15 protein-coding genes are annotated in these 13125 nt (G+C 53.1%); 9 read left to right on the top strand and 6 right to left on the bottom strand.

What is annotated here, in order from left to right; all coding sequences use genetic code 11:
- Window positions 1-44: 44 nt before the first annotated feature.
- Genes tldD through QLH52_RS16610 form a run of 5 tightly spaced genes read right to left on the bottom strand, consistent with a single transcriptional unit; the run spans window position 45 to window position 4497 of the window.
- Complete coding sequence (gene tldD / locus QLH52_RS16630; protein WP_319962298.1) at window positions 45-1484, bottom strand: metalloprotease TldD; 1440 nt, start codon at window positions 1482-1484, stop codon at window positions 45-47.
- 43 nt (window positions 1485-1527) lie between these two features.
- On the bottom strand, window positions 1528-1992 hold the full coding sequence (locus tag QLH52_RS16625; protein WP_033159385.1) for a hypothetical protein: 465 nt from the start codon (window positions 1990-1992) through the stop codon (window positions 1528-1530).
- A 2-nt stretch (window positions 1993-1994) separates the two neighbouring features.
- Complete coding sequence (locus tag QLH52_RS16620) at window positions 1995-2861, bottom strand: 23S rRNA (adenine(2030)-N(6))-methyltransferase RlmJ (RefSeq protein ID WP_319962296.1); 867 nt, start codon at window positions 2859-2861, stop codon at window positions 1995-1997.
- Window positions 2862-2902: 41 nt separating this feature from the next.
- Window positions 2903-3253 (bottom strand): DMT family protein, encoded by a 351-nt coding sequence (locus QLH52_RS16615; RefSeq protein WP_319962295.1) that lies wholly within the window; start codon window positions 3251-3253, stop codon window positions 2903-2905.
- A complete protein-coding gene (locus tag QLH52_RS16610) occupies window positions 3250-4497 on the bottom strand; it encodes a multifunctional CCA addition/repair protein (protein WP_319962294.1) in 1248 nt (415 codons plus the stop codon). Before QLH52_RS16610 ends, QLH52_RS16615 begins: the two co-directional genes overlap by 4 nt.
- A 45-nt stretch (window positions 4498-4542) precedes the next feature.
- Between QLH52_RS16610 and QLH52_RS16605 the strand changes: the two genes are divergently transcribed.
- The 7 genes from QLH52_RS16605 (at window position 4543) to pqqE (ending at window position 9343) form a co-directional block, all read left to right on the top strand.
- The gene (locus tag QLH52_RS16605; protein WP_319962293.1) at window positions 4543-5379 is read left to right on the top strand and encodes a sulfite exporter TauE/SafE family protein; all 837 of its coding nucleotides are present in this window, start codon (window positions 4543-4545) and stop codon (window positions 5377-5379) included.
- Between the two features lie 154 nt (window positions 5380-5533).
- On the top strand, window positions 5534-5608 hold the full coding sequence (gene pqqA / locus QLH52_RS16600; protein ID WP_054760176.1) for a pyrroloquinoline quinone precursor peptide PqqA: 75 nt from the start codon (window positions 5534-5536) through the stop codon (window positions 5606-5608).
- Between the two features lie 109 nt (window positions 5609-5717).
- A complete protein-coding gene (pqqB, locus tag QLH52_RS16595; RefSeq protein WP_319962292.1) occupies window positions 5718-6629 on the top strand; it encodes a pyrroloquinoline quinone biosynthesis protein PqqB in 912 nt (303 codons plus the stop codon).
- Window positions 6630-6640: 11 nt separating this feature from the next.
- Window positions 6641-7369, top strand: coding sequence for a pyrroloquinoline-quinone synthase PqqC (pqqC, locus tag QLH52_RS16590; protein WP_319962291.1), 729 nt, complete (start codon window positions 6641-6643; stop codon window positions 7367-7369).
- Window positions 7370-7371: 2 nt separating this feature from the next.
- The gene (locus QLH52_RS16585) at window positions 7372-7935 is read left to right on the top strand and encodes a Uma2 family endonuclease (RefSeq protein WP_319962290.1); all 564 of its coding nucleotides are present in this window, start codon (window positions 7372-7374) and stop codon (window positions 7933-7935) included.
- Window positions 7936-7968: 33 nt separating this feature from the next.
- Window positions 7969-8241: a pyrroloquinoline quinone biosynthesis peptide chaperone PqqD gene (gene pqqD, locus QLH52_RS16580; protein WP_319962289.1), complete on the top strand. Its 273-nt coding sequence runs from the start codon at window positions 7969-7971 to the stop codon at window positions 8239-8241.
- Window positions 8219-9343, top strand: a complete 1125-nt coding sequence (gene pqqE, locus QLH52_RS16575) for a pyrroloquinoline quinone biosynthesis protein PqqE (protein WP_319962288.1) — start codon at window positions 8219-8221, stop codon at window positions 9341-9343. The genes pqqD and pqqE overlap by 23 nt, the downstream gene beginning before the upstream one ends.
- A 45-nt stretch (window positions 9344-9388) precedes the next feature.
- On the opposite strand, the gene msbA is transcribed toward pqqE, so the two are convergent.
- On the bottom strand, window positions 9389-11152 hold the full coding sequence (gene msbA / locus QLH52_RS16570) for a lipid A export permease/ATP-binding protein MsbA (RefSeq protein WP_319962336.1): 1764 nt from the start codon (window positions 11150-11152) through the stop codon (window positions 9389-9391).
- Window positions 11153-11230: 78 nt separating this feature from the next.
- On the opposite strand from msbA, the gene QLH52_RS16565 reads away from it, so the two are divergent.
- On the top strand, window positions 11231-12322 hold the full coding sequence (locus QLH52_RS16565) for a glycosyltransferase family 9 protein (protein ID WP_319962287.1): 1092 nt from the start codon (window positions 11231-11233) through the stop codon (window positions 12320-12322).
- 69 nt (window positions 12323-12391) lie between these two features.
- The gene (locus tag QLH52_RS16560) at window positions 12392-13120 is read left to right on the top strand and encodes a glycosyltransferase family 25 protein (RefSeq protein WP_319962285.1); all 729 of its coding nucleotides are present in this window, start codon (window positions 12392-12394) and stop codon (window positions 13118-13120) included.
- The last annotated feature ends 5 nt before the right edge of the window (window positions 13121-13125 follow it).

Genomic DNA, 13125 nt, shown 5'->3' with positions numbered 1-13125 from the left:
GAATTCGATTGCAGGTGTGAGCCGAAGCCGAGCGGCCCGAGGCATTAAACGCTGGTGCCGCCGACGGTTAGACCATCGATTTTCAAGGTGGGCTGACCGACGCCGACCGGCACGCTTTGCCCATCCTTGCCGCAAGTGCCGACGCCGCTATCCAAAGCCATGTCGTTACCGACCATCGATACTTTAGTCAACACGTCCGGACCATTACCAATTAGCGTGGCGCCTTTCACGGGGCGGGTAATTTGGCCGTTTTCGATCAAGTAGGCTTCGCTGGTGGAAAACACAAATTTGCCGGAAGTAATATCCACCTGACCGCCGCCAAAGTTACGGGCGTACAAGCCTTTCTTAACGGAACGGATAATTTCTTCCGGATCGCTCTGCCCCGGCAGCATGTAGGTATTGGTCATGCGCGGCATCGGCAAGTGCGCATACGATTCCCGGCGGCCGTTGCCGGTGGGTTTTACGCCCATCAAGCGCGCATTGAGCTTGTCTTGCATATAGCCTTTTAAAATGCCTTTTTCGATGAGCACGGTGTTCTCGGTGGGCGTGCCTTCGTCGTCGATATTCAAGGAGCCGCGCCGCCCAACCAGCGTACCGTCGTCGACTACGGTGCATAAATCCGAAGCCACCCGCTCGCCGACTCGACCACTAAACGCCGAAGTGCCTTTGCGGTTGAAGTCGCCTTCCAAACCGTGGCCGATCGCTTCGTGCAACAAAATCCCCGGCCAGCCCGGCCCCAACACCACGGTCATATTGCCGGCCGGTGCTTCCTGGGCCTGCAAATTAACCTGGGCCAAACGCACCGCTTCGCGGCCGTATTCGAAAGCCCGGTCATTTTCCAGAAAAAAGCTGTAATCGCTGCGCCCGCCGCCGCCCATGCTGCCCTGCTCGCGGCGACCGTTTTCGACCATAATCACCGTCACGTTCATCCGCACCAAGGGCCGCACATCGGCCGCCAACGAGCCATCCTGATTGGCAATCAGCACGCTGTCATAAGCCGCAATCAAGCTGACCATCACTTCTTCGATACGACTGTCCAACTTGCGGGTTTCGCTATCGACACGTTTTAGTAAGTCGATTTTTGCCTGATCGTCCAGAGACTTCAACGGATTAACCGGTTGGTATAACTGCGGCCAACTCTTGGCGACTTCGATCTGGCGCCGCGCCTGCTGACCGTGTCTGACAATGGCTTTGACGTTGTTGGCAGCTTCCAGCAGAATCGGCAATTCGATGCGGTCGCTGTAAGCAAAGCCGGTCTTATCGCCGCTCACCACGCGCACTCCGGCGCCGTGTTCTATGGAATGACTACCTTCCTTGATAATGCCGCCCTCCATGGACCAGGACTCGAAATGACTGGACTGAAAATAAATATCGGCGGCGTCGACCGGCGCACTGAGCAGCGCCGCCATCACTCGGTCTACGTCCTGGGTTTGAAAGCCGTTGCCGGCCAGAATGGATTGGGTAACTTGTTCTAGTAATGGCATAAGAAAATTAAAAATAAAACGGTTTCGTCAACGGTGCACGCCATCACATCACGAAAAATGACGCGATATAAGCAACAGCCACGGCAGTAAAAGCGATAGTCACCTTGTCCCTTATCGTCAGCGACAGCCAATACAACTCTAATTCGGTCTTCCGCCGTACCCAGGTATTCAAAAGCATTTGCTTAAAAGAGGCCCAAAGCCGGGGAACTAATTTCGAGAGTCGATAAAAACCGAACCAGGCAATGGTGACCAAAATATAAAACGTCACCACCTGGCTGCCGTGGCGGTCGGACTCGAATAGATACTCGATGATTTCACCGACATCCAAAACGTGGAATACCAATTCGACGGCTTCTTCGATGCCCAATTCGACGTACTCGAAGGCCACATGAAATCCTTCGAACACCAGATGCATCAATTCACCCAGCAGCTCCAGCGTCACATCGTACATGACGATAGCGAGTACCACAAAGCCGACGATGATCAAGTCGAGATTCTTTCTAATCATGGCTAATTCCTTACCGCGCTCGCCACTGTCGCTTCGGGCACCTGCCACTCTACCCGCCAATGCCCCCGGCCATCCGCCAACGCTTGATTCAAGCAAGGCAACAAGGCTTCGGCTTGACTATCCAGTTGCCACGGCGGATTGATGAATAACATGCCGGAACCGGTCATGCCGCGCCCCGGCCCGTCATCGGCTATACAATGCTCGATGCGCAGTTGGCGAGGAATACCGCTTTGCTCTAGTTGCCGCATGAAATTTTCAGTGGCCGTGCGGTCGATGACCGGATACCACAGCGCATAAACACCGGTAGCGAAGTGTTTATATGCGGTCGTCAGCGCTGCGATGATTTTTTTGTATTCGTCGCGCATTTCGTAACTGGGATCGATCAGAATCAAGCCGCGCTTTTGGATGGGCGGCAACTTCTTGGTCAAGGTCTGCAAGCCGTCTTCCTTGGAGACGCTGATCTGCTTGTCGCCGGCGAATAATTGTTGAAGGGCTTCGACATCGCTGCTATGCAATTCGGACAATACCAGGCGGTCTTGTTGCCTGACCAAACGCTTGACCAATTGCGGCGAGCCGGGGTAACGCACCAGTTGCCGTCCGGTGTTTTCCGCACGTACTGCGGATAGATAATCTTTTAATTCCGGCGGCGCGTCCTGGCTGTCCCAAAGTTTGGCGATGCCTTGCTGGTATTCGCCGGTTTTTTGGGCAAACTCGGATTTAAAAGAATATTTACCGGCTCCGGCGTGGGTATCGATGTAAACAAACGGCTTGTCTTTCTGTTTCAAGGCGTTGATCGCCAGCGTCAGCAGACTGTGCTTTAAAACATCGGCAAAATTGCCGGCGTGGAAGCCGTGGCGGTAACTAAGCATGCTGTTCACCCATTATTATTGTTATTCCATTCCGTTCAATTTCAGCTTAATTTGGCTCTGAACATAAAAAACACCGCGCCCAGCAAACACAGCCCGGCCCAGAGATAATCCAGTTTCAACGGCTCTTTCATGTAGAACACCGAGAAGGGTACGAATACGCTCAGCGCTATCACTTCCTGCATAATTTTCAGTTGGGCGACACTGCACTGCGTGTATCCGATACGATTGGCGGGCACTTGTAACAGATATTCGAATAGGGCGATGCCCCAACTGACGAATGCGGCCAGCAACCACGGTTTGTTATTCAATTCCTTTAGATGTGCGTACCAGGCAAAGGTCATAAAGACGTTGCTGCAAATCAATAAGCCGGCGGAGACCAGGATGGCATTCATGCTGATTCAATTGTTAGTTGCTGATAGCGTTGTTTGTAATCGTTGACGGCTTGGGCCCGCAATTTGCGGATAGCGATACCAATCTGCTCGCCTTGCAAGCCTTTAAGCAAAGCCGCCGAGGTATCGACAGCGGTGGCCGCCAGTGCCGCCGAGCGAATGTAGTCGGCTTGCGGGTAGGGCCGGTCTTCGAATCCGGTCCGGCCGCGCGCGTCGGCTTCGCACGCCTGGAGAAATTCAGCCAAATGGCTATCGGGCTTGAATGCGCCCAGGGTTTGCAACATATCGGTCAAGGTATCCGCCCGCAATTCCAAAGCCCGGTGGCAATGAGTGTGGTATTGCATGACTTGCGCACACAGCGATTTAAAATGATTCGGCACCCGCAATCTTTGGCACAGTTTGGCAAGCACCGGCAAACCTTTTTGCTCATGCCCATGATGGCTGGGCCAATGCTGGCAGGGAGTCAAGGCCTTACCCAGATCATGTAACAAGGCCGCCAGGCGTACCTCTGGCTTTTCGGAAAGCCGCGCCGCCTGCTCCAGCACCATCAACGAATGCACGCCGGTATCGATTTCCGGATGATATTTCTCCGGCTGCGGTACGCCGAATAAAGCGTCGAGCTCAGGAAAAACCACTCGCAATGCGCCACAGTCTTTCAGAACCTGAAAAAACGCCGCCGGCGTTCGCTCCAATAAGGCTTTGTGCAACTCGGCCCACACCCGCTCGGCGACCAGAAAATCCGCTTCGCCGGCCACTACCATCTTGCGCATCAATTCCAGCGTTTCCTCGGCGACAGTAAAGCCCAAATGGGCATAACGGGCAGCGAAACGGGCCACACGCAAGATCCGCACCGGGTCTTCACTAAAAGCGGGTGACACATGCCGCAAGATGCGGTTTTCCAAATCGCGCCGTCCATGAAACGGATCAATCAATTCGCCGTCATCCGTCATTGCCATTGCATTGACGGTTAAATCCCGTCGCAATAAATCCTCTTCCAGCGTCACATCCGGTGAGGCATGCACCGCAAATCCCTTGTAACCCGGGGCCGTTTTACGCTCGGTACGCGCCAAGGCATATTCTTCGTGATCGATAGGATGCAAAAATACCGGAAAGTCTTTGCCGACCGGCCGAAAACCGGCGGCCAGCATACTGTCCGCAGTCTCACCTACCACCAGCCAGTCACGCTCCTTAACCGGAAAATCCAGCAAACGGTCGCGAACTGCGCCGCCGACCAGATACGTTTTCATGCCTTAGCCACTCGCCTACTTAATGGATCAAAAGACACAGTATAAATGAGTCGCTATCATAGTGCTTTGCTTATTCCCCAGCCATTAATCATCATGACGGAAATTTTTTTAGCCAGCTTTTTACTGGGCATTCTAGCCGGCGTTGCCGCCGGTTTGTTCGGTATAGGCGGCGGCGCATTGATTGTGCCGGTGCTAGTGTGGGTGTTCCAAGCTCAGCGGTTCGATCCCGAGCAAATCATGCTGATCGCCGTGGCCACATCTTTAGCAACCGCAATATTTACTTCGCTGGCCTCTGTGCGTACTCACCACAAACTTGGGAACATCGACTGGTATCGGGCAAAACATTTAGCGCCGAGCATGCTGCTGGGCGCCGTTGGCGGTGCAGTGTTGGCCGAATATATCAGCGCCGACTCACTCCGTTGGTTTTTTGTTGCGTATCTAATATATACCAGCGTACAAATGGCTATACCCAAGCCCAACAAAGCGTCATCACACCCAGCCAAATTCTCCCTGGATTACCCGATGGGTCTGTTGATCGGCGTACTATCAGCCATTTTAGGCATAGGCGGCGGCACCATGACCGTACCTTATTTGGTGAGCAATGGCCTGCCGATGAAAAACGCGGTCGCCACATCCAGCACCTGTGCAATCCCCATCGCCCTGTCGGCTGCTACCAGCTACGCCATCCTGGGCTGGCAAGATCATCAATTACCGGTTGGCAGCCTCGGTTATCTATATCTCCCGGCCTTCGCCGGCATCGTCTTGACCAGCATATTTACTGCGCCCTTGGGCGCCAAGTTGGCGCACCGTTTGCCGGCACAAAAATTGAAGCGTTACTTTGCGATTGTGCTGTTGGCGCTTGCGCTGAAAATGGTCTGGTAAGGCCGGGAACTTAAGCGCAGAGACATCGCTCCAACTGCTGTTAGTTCCGGTTTGATTGCTCTGTTGCGCAAAGAAAAACTTCATCGTATACTTCGGCGCAGCTTTCTCGATCAAGCTATCGCACACAACAACAAAACCTCTGGAGGGTATATAAATGAAATGGGAAACACCAGCTTACAATGACATGCGTTTCGGTTTTGAAGTTACCATGTACATCTACAACCGTTAATCCTTAGGGATGACGATAAAAAAGGGGCATTTTCCTGCCCCTTTTTTTTGCCTGGCGTTTTTTAATCCCGTATCATGCGGCGCTCATTCATCATTCCCCTTAGGCAAACATGAAGATTAGAGTTCTTGGCGCCGGCGCCGGCGGCGGCTTTCCGCAATGGAACTGCAACTGCGACAATTGCCGACGCCTGCGTAATGGCCAATTCAACGGCAAAGCCCGCACCCAATCGTCGATAGCGATCAGTACCGACAACCGCAACTGGCTGCTGTTTAACACCTCGCCGGACATTCGCGCCCAATTGGAGGCGTTTCCCGCCATTCAGCCTAAAGAAGGCATCCGCGATACCGGTATCAAGGCCGTGCTCTTGATCGACAGCCAGATCGACCATACCACCGGCATGTTGATGCTGCGCGAAGGCAAACCGTTGAACGTCTATTGCACCGAGATGGTCAAGCAGGATTTGACCAGCGGCTTTCCGCTATTCAACATGTTGAAAGACTATTGCACCGTCAATCACCATCCGATTGCCTGCGACGAAACCCCGTTCGAGGTTCCCGGCATTGATGACATCCGCATTTACGCCCACGCCCTGAAAAGCAAGGCACCGCCTTATTCGCCGCACCGCCACGACCCGCACGACGGCGATAACATTGGCGTCATCGTCGAGCAGATTTCCACCGGCAAAAAACTTTATTACTCACCCGGCCTCGGTGAAATCGAGCCGCACGTCCTGCAAGCGATGCTGAACGTTGACTGTCTAATGGTAGACGGTACATTCTGGACCGATGACGAAATGGTGACACGCGGCATTAGCCAAAAACGTGCTCGAGACATTGGCCACTTGCCGCAGTCCGGGCCTGGAGGCATGATTGAAGTATTGAATGGCGTGCCAAACGCCCGCAAGATTTTGATTCATATCAACAACACCAACCCGATTCTCGACGAAGATTCGCCGGAGCGTAAAACCCTGGATGCCAACAGTATCGAAGTGGCTTACGACGGACTGGAAATTGACTTATAAAAAGGTGCGACATGACTGCTGATAATCAACCCTGGAGCCGCGAAGAATTCGAAGCCAAATTGCGTGGGATGGAAAAGTTCTACCACATCCATCATCCGATGCACACGCTGATGAATGAAGGCAAACTGACCAAGCAACAATTGCAAGGCTGGGTCGCCAACCGCTTTTATTACCAGGTGATGATTCCGATCAAGGACGCCAATATCATGGCCAATTGCCCGGACCGGGAAACTCGCGCTAAATGGGTACAACGCATCCTCGACCATGACGGCCACCCTGGCGACCCCGGTGGCATCGAAGCCTGGATACGTTTAGGCATCGCGGTTGGCCTGAGCCGCGAAGAAATCACCTCGCTGGAACACGTGCTACCCGGCGTGCGTTTTGCCGTGGACGCCTACGTCAATTTCGCCCGCCGCGCGGAATGGCACGAAGCCGCCAGCTCGTCACTGACTGAACTCTTTGCCCCAAAAATTCATCAACAGCGCTTGGACAATTGGCCGGACGTCTATCCATGGGTCGACCAAGAGGGTTACACTTACTTCCGCAAACGCCTGACCGAAGCCCGGCGCGACGTGGAACACGGCTTGGAACTCACGCTGGATTGGTACAAAACCCGCGAACAGCAAGAACGCATGGTGCAAATTCTGAAATTTAAACTGGATGTATTGTGGAGCATGGCCGATGCGATGTATCTGGCTTATGTTGCCGATATGCCGCCGTATTTCAATATCGAAAAATAACCATGCAAACCGCCGAGCGACTTCATTTTAGTGCCGAGGATTATCTGGCTTGGGAAGCAACCCAGGCCGAGAAGCACGAGTTCGTCGCCGGCGAAGTTTTTGCGATGGTCGGGGCAAGACAGGATCACGTGATCGTCTCCGGCAACATTTTTGCAGGCCTGAAACAACGCTTACGCGGCACGCCTTGTCGGCCTTATATCGCCGACTTGAAATTGAAAATCGAAGCAGCCGACGCCTTTTTTTACCCTGACGTGATGGTGTCGTGCCATCCCGGTGACTTGGGCAACCAGCAATATATTTCCAACCCAACGCTGATCGTCGAAGTTCTATCCGACTCGACCGCTGCTTATGACCGCGGCGGCAAATTCGCTGCCTACCGCAAACTCGCGTCGCTACAGGAATACCTGATCGTCGACATCGACGCGCGCCGCGTCGAGTGCTTCCGCCGCACAGCCGAAAACGATTGGCTACTACACGACTACCTAGGCGAAGTCGATTGCCAGCTACACAGCTTGAGCCTCAGCCTGCCGCTAGCGGAAATATTTGAAGACATTGAAGCGGCTTAATGCGCTAGCCGTTTGCTTAAACACCGGAACCTCATGACCATCACCCCAGACCAACTTATTCAATTCTCGCCGCTGCATAGGCTGCAATGGGAAGAAGCCCAGCAAAAATACGTGATTCTCTATCCCGAAGGCATGGTGGAGTTAAACCAAAGTTCGGCGGAAATACTCAAGTTGTGCGACGGCAGCCGGATGCTGGCACAAATCGTCAGCGAACTCGAGGAGAAATTCGCTACCTCCGGCCTGACCAACGACATCACTAATTTTTTGAACGTAGCATTGCAAAATGGCTGGATCAGACAAGCTTAATATCACCCCACCGCGCTGGCTGCTGGCGGAACTGAGCTACAAGTGCCCGCTGCAATGCCCTTATTGCTCCAACCCCTTGGATTACGCTAAATATCCGAACGAATTAAGTACCGAGGATTGGAAGCGCGTATTAAGTCAGGCCCGCAAAATGGGCGCGGTGCAACTGGGTTTTTCCGGCGGCGAACCGCTGACCCGCCAGGATTTGACTGAACTGGTCGGATATGCGCGCGAGTTGGGTTATTACTCCAATCTGATCACCTCCGGCTACGGCTTGAGCGAAGAAAAAATCGTCGAGTTGAAACAAGCCGGTTTAGATCATATCCAGATCAGTATCCAGGCCAGCACCCAGGAACTGAACGATCACATCGCCGGCACCGCTAGCTATCAACACAAGCAGGACGTGGCCAGGCTGATTAAAAAACACGGCTATCCCATGGTGCTGTGCGTGGTGATTCATCGGGAAAATATTCACCAAATGCCGCAAATTCTGGAGATGGCCGAAAACCTCGGCGCCGATTATCTGGAGTTAGCCAATACCCAATATTACGGCTGGGCGCATTTGAATCGCGACGCCTTGCTGCCCACCCGCGAGCAGTTTCAGGAAGCGGAAAAAATTGCCCAAGCTTACAAGGAAAAAGTCGCCGGCAAGATGAAGATTTACTATGTGGTGCCGGATTATTACGAAGACCGACCAAAGGCTTGCATGAACGGTTGGGGCACGACGTTTTTGACCATCGCCCCGGACGGTACCGCGTTGCCCTGCCATTCGGCTCGCGAATTGCCCGGCCTGGATTGCCCGAACGTCAAGGATTTCAGCATCGAAGAAATCTGGAATGAGTCGAAAACCTTCAACTTCTTCCGCGGCACCGAGTGGATGCAGGAGCCTTGCCGCAGCTGCGACGAGAAGCTTAAAGACTTCGGCGGTTGCCGCTGTCAGGCGTTTTTATTCAACGGCGACATGTACAGCACCGATCCCGTGTGCAGCAAGTCCCCGGAACGGCATAGAATCGACGCCGCGATTGATTCGGCGCGCGAACTCGCCTTGTCCGACCAGGAAAAGCCGCTGATATTCCGCAACAGCAAAAACTCCAAACAATTTTAAACGCCTATCCCAGCCGGCGAATCATCTGAGCCGCCGACTGACTCTTCACTCCTGCCCGACAGCAGTCTCCGGCTGCGCTGTTTGACCGCCATCCTGAAACTGCATCTTATGCAATTTGGCATACGCCCCATCTCGAACCAACAGTTCGCGATGCGAACCTTGTTCGACAATCCGGCCTTTGTCCATTACCAAGATCACATCCGCACTCTCGATGGTGGACAAGCGATGCGCCACCACCAAAGTCGTGCGGCCTTGCATCACCCGATTCAATGCCGCCTGAATGTAGCGTTCGGATTCGGTATCCAGCGCCGAAGTGGCTTCATCCAGAATCAAAATGGGTGCATCCTTCAATAGGGCCCGAGCCAGGGCCAAGCGCTGGCGCTGACCACCGGACAGCTTGACACCATTCTCACCGATTTCGGTTTCCAATCCTTGCGGCATTTTGCTGATAAAGTCCATCGCATAGGCATCGACGGCGGCCTGCTCAATTTGCTCTCTGGTCGCACCTTGTAACGCGCCATAGGCGATATTATTCGCGACGGAAGCGTTGAACAAGGTGACATTCTGCGTGACCAAGGCAATCTGCCGGCGCAAACTATCCAAGCGGTAGCGTTTCAACGGCACGCCATCGATCAAAATCTCGCCCTGCTCGTAGTCGTAAAAACGCGGCAACAGGTTAATCATCGTGCTTTTGCCGCCGCCCGAAGCCCCCACCAAAGCAACGGTCTGTCCCGGCTCAATAGTCACATTGATATTGTTTAAGGCCGGGGTTTCGCTGCCGGGATAGCTAAAACTGAGATTTTTGAATTCGATGCGGCCTTGACTGCGCTCAACCTGATAGTCGCCACCATCGATTTCCGCCGGCTCGTCCAATACTTCGAACAAAGACTCCGCCGCCGCGATACCGCGCAAGATCTCGGAATTGGCATCGCTCAATTGCCGAATCGGCTTGGGCAACAAGAATGCCGCGGTAAAAAAGCCGACAAATTCACCCGGGCTCGACGATTTCATCATGATCAAGGCCAGATACATCATGCCGGCCAAGGCAAAAGAAATGACCAGTTGCATCAACGGATTATTCAGCGATACGGTCATGATCAGCTTGCGATGTTGACCACGATTTTCCAGACTGGCTTTCTTAAAGCGTTGCCGCTCGTAATCTTCCCCGCCGAAACTTTTTACGATACGGTTTCCGGAGACCATCTCCGAAGTGATGTGCGTCAAATCACCGACCGTGTCTTGCATATTGCGGCTCAGCCGTTTTAAACGTTTGCCGACATAACGCACCATAATCGCTACCACCGGTGCTATCGCCAAAAACACCAAGGAGAGCTGCCAGTTGGTATAAGCCAGATAACCCAGCAAGCCAACCGCAGTAAAGCCTTCGCGCACGAAAGAACGAATCGAATCGGACGTTGCCCGCGTGACTTCGCCGATATTATTGGTAATCCGCGAAATCATGTAGCCGCTGTTATGCGCATCGAAATATTGCACCGACAAGCGGGTGTACTGATTAAAAATCTCGCAACGCAGCTTGTGAATCAAATTGCCGGAAATTCGCGCCAGGTAATAATTACCCAAAAACGAGCCTATGCCGCGTACCAGAAACAACACCACGAAGGCCAGCGGCAGATATTGAATATCTCCCCGATCCGGCGCCCCAAAGCTGTCGATGATGCGCTGAATAATCATCACCACCGCCGGCTCGGTGGCGGCATAGATCGCAAAACCGATGGCAGTTACCAAAAATAAACGCCAATACGGCAACACAAACGCCAATAAACGCTTGTACACCTGCCCGTCCGTCATAGTTTTGCGCGAATTTTGTAACGTGTTCAATACTGTTTACCTTTAAAATGTACAGCCATGTTGATCAGCCAGCGTTCCATGCCCAACCAAAAACCGCTCAATATACAACCTAAACGCATTTTGGTGATAACCCTGCGATATCTGGGCGATACGCTGCTGGTTACCCCACTCATCTCGTCGCTGAAGCAAGCCTATCCAAACGCCGACATTGACGTTCTACTGCCTTCCAGCAACGCCGGTATGCTGGAAGGCAATCCCGACATCCGGCGCTTATTAACCGTAGCGGGCAAGCCTGGCGGCTTGGCATTCGGCAAATTGTTATTCAGCCTGTTTCGCCGTTACGATTTAGCTATTTCCACGCAAGCCGGCGACCGGCCAACTTTGTGCGCAGCGATAGCCGGCAAAACCAGCATCGGCTTTGTGCCTGGCGATGCTACTAAGGCTTGGTGGAAAAAAGCGCTACTCAAGCGCTGGCTGGTATTTAGCAGCGATTACGGTCACGCCGTCTTGGAAAATTTGCGCTTCTGCAAGTTACTGGGAATAGCGCCTTGCTATCGCCTGACTCCGCCGCAAAGCTCGACGCCGATACCCAGCATAACTGGTCCCTACGTCGTTCTACATATTATGCCGCAATGGCGCTATAAACAGTGGCACGCCGAGGGCTGGTGCGAGCTCATCGCCTTTTTAGACCGGCAAGGTTTTAAAGTCGTATTAACCGGCAGCGGCAATCCCGCCGAGTTGGCAGCCTTGCGAGAAATACAGCAACAACTGCCAACAGATGTCATCAATCTTGCCGGTCAGCTGTCGCTGGCGCAATTGTCCGCCTTGATTGGCAAAGCCGCATTATTCGTCGGCCCCGACACCGGCATCACCCACTTGGCGGCGTCCACCGGCACACTGACTTTTGCCTTATTCGGACCCACCGATCCGGAAAAATGGGCACCCTGGCCGTGCGGATACGGCGAAGATAAAACGCCTTTCGCGTCTCGTGGTTCAAGCCAAGTAAATAACGTGTATCTGCTGCAAGGCCAAACCGAACAAAACTGCCTACCCTGCCAACTGGAAGGTTGCGACCGGCACCGCGACAGCCACAGCGCTTGCCTCGATCAGCTTTCCAGCGCCAGGGTGATCGACGTGATCGCGCAGACATTGCAAGCCAAACGGTTATAACGATGATGTTATTTTCCACAAAACCGTCGATAATCGCCGCTTTTGTCAGCAGCCTAACTACAATTTCGCATGAAGCAATCGCCTAGCCTTGACCGCATTTTGGTTTTGAATGTCAAAGCGTTCAGTCAACGCCGTATGTTCATGGAACAACAACTGCGCGATTTCGGGATGTCGGCGGAATTTATTTTCGACTGGGATATAGGCGATTTGACAGACAGCGTGGTGGCCGAGTATTTCCGTGACGACCATCATCTGACTACGGCTCAGCAATCCTGCGCATTAAAGCATGTGGCAGCCTTACAGAGAATTGCGGACGGTAATGGCCAAGGTTTCTGTTTGGTACTGGAAGACGATGCCGTGTTCAGTAAGGATATTCAGCTCGGTTTGCAACGCGCACTCAGTCAGAGCGGGCAATTTCCCGGCAACAAAGTCATCTACGTCGGCTCCGGCGGTAATTTTTTTACGCCCAAGAGTCAGCGCAAACCGGATCAATACCTGTATCTCGGGCATCGCGGTCGCTTTGCCGATTCCTATATGATTGATTCCAGGACCGCCCGTCAGAGACTAGACTGGATTAAAACTCACAAAATCGCCGAACCGATTGACAATCAGTTCGAAAAAATCGACAAACAGCTCGGCATTCAAATGATTTGGCTGGAAGATCCTGTCATCGAACAAGGCAGTAAAAACGGCCTGTTCAAAAGTGCTTTGGAAGCCGATCCGCCCACCTGGCTGAAAGGACTGTTTTTCCGCTGGGAAAAACTCAAGCGTAAATACATTTATCAGTTATGGCGCTAAGGCTA

Origin of the sequence: Methylomonas defluvii (genome assembly GCF_033949435.1) — a bacterium.
GTDB lineage: Bacteria > Pseudomonadota > Gammaproteobacteria > Methylococcales > Methylomonadaceae > Methylomonas > Methylomonas defluvii.
This window is presented reverse-complemented; position numbering and strand designations above follow the sequence as displayed.

Coding starts and splice junctions, on each gene's coding strand:
- pqqC (WP_319962291.1), top strand. CDS start 6,641: ATGACTGCTGATAATCAACCCTGGAGCCGCGAAGAATTCGAAGCCAAA.
- pqqD (WP_319962289.1), top strand. CDS start 7,969: ATGACCATCACCCCAGACCAACTTATTCAATTCTCGCCGCTGCATAGG.
- pqqE (WP_319962288.1), top strand. CDS start 8,219: ATGGCTGGATCAGACAAGCTTAATATCACCCCACCGCGCTGGCTGCTG.
- QLH52_RS16625 (WP_033159385.1), bottom strand. CDS start 1,992: ATGATTAGAAAGAATCTCGACTTGATCATCGTCGGCTTTGTGGTACTC.
- QLH52_RS16560 (WP_319962285.1), top strand. CDS start 12,392: ATGAAGCAATCGCCTAGCCTTGACCGCATTTTGGTTTTGAATGTCAAA.
- QLH52_RS16615 (WP_319962295.1), bottom strand. CDS start 3,253: ATGAATGCCATCCTGGTCTCCGCCGGCTTATTGATTTGCAGCAACGTC.
- QLH52_RS16605 (WP_319962293.1), top strand. CDS start 4,543: ATGAGTCGCTATCATAGTGCTTTGCTTATTCCCCAGCCATTAATCATC.
- QLH52_RS16620 (WP_319962296.1), bottom strand. CDS start 2,861: ATGCTTAGTTACCGCCACGGCTTCCACGCCGGCAATTTTGCCGATGTT.
- msbA (WP_319962336.1), bottom strand. CDS start 11,152: ATGACGGACGGGCAGGTGTACAAGCGTTTATTGGCGTTTGTGTTGCCG.
- QLH52_RS16610 (WP_319962294.1), bottom strand. CDS start 4,497: ATGAAAACGTATCTGGTCGGCGGCGCAGTTCGCGACCGTTTGCTGGAT.
- pqqB (WP_319962292.1), top strand. CDS start 5,718: ATGAAGATTAGAGTTCTTGGCGCCGGCGCCGGCGGCGGCTTTCCGCAA.
- tldD (WP_319962298.1), bottom strand. CDS start 1,484: ATGCCATTACTAGAACAAGTTACCCAATCCATTCTGGCCGGCAACGGC.
- QLH52_RS16585 (WP_319962290.1), top strand. CDS start 7,372: ATGCAAACCGCCGAGCGACTTCATTTTAGTGCCGAGGATTATCTGGCT.
- QLH52_RS16565 (WP_319962287.1), top strand. CDS start 11,231: ATGCCCAACCAAAAACCGCTCAATATACAACCTAAACGCATTTTGGTG.